The organism is Frankia torreyi (assembly GCF_000948395.1).
Classification (GTDB): domain Bacteria; phylum Actinomycetota; class Actinomycetes; order Frankiales; family Frankiaceae; genus Frankia; species Frankia torreyi.
The window spans coordinates 1-2,679 of the sequence record NZ_JYFN01000001.1 but is presented as its reverse complement, the minus strand read 5'-3'; the positions used below and the strand labels follow the sequence as shown (position 1 = coordinate 2,679).

Sequence of the window (2,679 nt, the reverse complement as noted above, 5' to 3'; positions counted from 1 at the left end):
TCAGGTGGGTGGCGACCTCGGGGTGGTCGGGTCCGTAGACGGCTTCGGTGATGGTCAGGGCGCGACGGAACAGCGGGAGCGCCTCGCCGGGCCGGCCGTGTACCTGCAGGTAGATCGCGACCCGGTCGCACAACCACACCAGATCATCAATGTCCGTCGGCACATCCACCTCGGACATACTCGGCGAGCTGTCCGGATCAGGCATCCGGCCCACAACCGTGCGTACGTGGGGGAGCAGGTCCCGCCATCGTGGCCATTTCTGCGGAGAACGCTGAATATCGCCGGGCAGGTCCGCGCGCAGCAACCGCAGCAGCACCGCCAGCACCGCCGACCGCCGTGCATCGGAGACACGCCGACGGGTCGTGGCCTGTATCAGCCGATGCACCACCACCGAGCGCGTATCCCGGCTGGCCAGGCCGTAGGCGACCAGAGCCCCGACCGTCCGCGTCCAAGCCAGACGGTCCGCCACCGCCTGCGACAGGGCGCCCTCGCCCAGCAGCTCCGACCGGTCGACGAGCAGATCCAACGGCACCGGCTCCGGACCGCAGAACGCCAGCAGCTCGAGCAACTCCACCGCCGCCGGCTCCGACACGGCAAGCCTGGCGACCGACAACTCCCACAGCGTCGCCACCGTCACCCCAGCCCGCCCCACAACCTCCCCAAGCTCGATCACCTCGTCCAACCTGTCCGCGAGCAGCCCGGCGAACTCACCGGCCGGGGTACCTGTCTGCTCACAGAACCCCGCAGACTGCTCCACCGCCAACGCCAGATCACCCAGCAGGTCGGCGATCCGATCCGCGGTGCGCGCATCCATATCGGGAACCCGGCCCGACAGCAGCGCCACCGACTCTGACCGGTCTAACGTCGGGACCTGCACCACCGCCCCAAGCCCACCCCAGCCCGCACGCCGCGACGTCACCAACACCCGACCCCGCCCATCCGCCGGACTAAACGGCACCACCGCCGCGACATCCTCGGCGTTGTCGAACACCAGCAGCCAGCGTGCCCCCCGCCGCCGCAGTTCCCCCAGCACCCCCGCCGGTTCCGCCCCTACCGGCAGCCCCAACGCCTCACCCAACGCGCCGATCTGCTCGGCGACCGCACCTGCCTGCTCCGCCTCCACCCACCACACCACATCGAAATCAGACGCATGCCGGTGCACGTACTCCACCGCCAGCGACGTCTTACCCACCCCACCCATCCCCGCCAGCGCCACCACCGACCTGGCCCGCACCGCGCCCGCCAGCTCCTCCAACTGCCCCACCCGGCCCACGAACCGCGCCAACCGAGCCGGCACGTTCCAGACCCCGGGCAGCCCACCCGGGAACACCGCCCGCTCCGGCACCGCCCGCCACCCCGGCGGAAACGGCGGCGCCACCTCCGGCTTGCCCCGCTCGCCTGACACCGCCAGCCGCGCCGCGCCCACCACCTGCTCCCGCGCCACCCGCTCCGCACAGCCGAACAGATCCACGCCCACCACCTGCCCGAGCAGCCCCGGACGTGCACAGTCCGCCACCCGGAACACCAGCAGCCGGCGGTCCTCCCCACCCGGATCGGCCGCCCACGCCGCCCGCCACTCCGCCTTCCCGTACACCGACCGCGTGTACTCCTCGGACAGCACCGCCACCGTCCGCCGGGCCTTCACCACCCCCTCATCCATCCCAGCGACCCAGTTCGACCCCGGCACGAAATCCCACTCCTGCACCAGAACCCGGAAACCCGCCTCCTCCAACACCCACGCCACCCACACCGCCCACGCCCGATCCACCTGCGTGTACGACACGAAAAAGTCCCACCCGCCGTCATCCACGACGCCCCCACCGGTCACCCAGCCAGTGTCCACCCGCATCCGACAGCACAGACCATCGCCGTACGACATCAGACAATCGCTCTGAAGCAACAAGCGCGGGAGCCCCTGGTCAGCGGCCATCGCCAGCCGACCGGGCATCTGTAGCCAACCGTGTAGCCAAGCCCGCGGACGTCCACGGACGACGACGGCCAGCAGCGGAACCAGCGCCCAGGCCCGGCCGACTGTGTGGACGAGCCCGGACACCGGCGGACGAGCCGGACCGACTTTGCAAGGCAGGGGTCCGCGGGCCCCTCAGCCGTCAGGTGTAGCAACGGGTGTAGCAACATGCCCGGACGTCGACGGACGGTGGCGGACACCGGCGGAGCGTGGAAGCAGCGCGGGAGCCTGGGACGCCTGACGCATTTCGTGCCTTCTAAGCACCAGGTCGCAGGTTCGATCCCTGCCGGGCGCACGCGGGGATCGGGCCCACATGCTGCGCCATTTCGATCCCCTCGTCATGTCTGCCGGTTGAGGTGCTGCCCGTTTCACGGACACGCGATAGTTGGACTATATCAGCTTTACGCCGCCTCCGGTATTGATGTCTGACTCGTCAGGTAGAGATGTTCGACGTGTTCCGGAGTGTGGTAGCCGAGGGTGGAGTGGAGTCGCTGCCGGTTGTAGAAGACTTCGATGTACTCGGCGATCGCACTGCGGGCGGCGCGGCGGGTGGGGTAGATTTCTCGGTAGACGAGTTCATTTTTGAGTGTGCCGAAGAAGGATTCGGCGGCGGCGTTGTCCCAGCACACTCCGGTGGCGCCGACGGAGGGTCGCGCGCCGTGCTTGCTCAGGGTTCGATGATAGGCATCGGACGTGTATTGCGCGCCGCGGTC

2 protein-coding genes and 1 tRNA gene are annotated in these 2,679 nt (G+C 69.4%); 1 reads left to right on the top strand and 2 read right to left on the bottom strand.

Going from position 1 to position 2,679, the window contains the following annotated elements; all coding sequences use genetic code 11:
* Positions 1–1,783: FxSxx-COOH system tetratricopeptide repeat protein (gene fxsT, locus FF36_RS32135; protein WP_242422199.1), on the bottom strand; the 1,783-nt coding region annotated here is incomplete at its 3' end.
* Positions 1,784–2,186: 403 nt separating this feature from the next.
* Here fxsT and FF36_RS35255 point away from each other — a divergent pair.
* Positions 2,187–2,261: transfer RNA gene (locus FF36_RS35255), tRNA-Arg, on the top strand.
* 106 nt (positions 2,262–2,367) lie between these two features.
* Here the strand turns inward: FF36_RS35255 and FF36_RS00005 are convergent.
* On the bottom strand, positions 2,368–2,679 hold a 312-nt coding region (locus tag FF36_RS00005), incomplete at its 5' end, for an integrase core domain-containing protein (protein ID WP_044882852.1).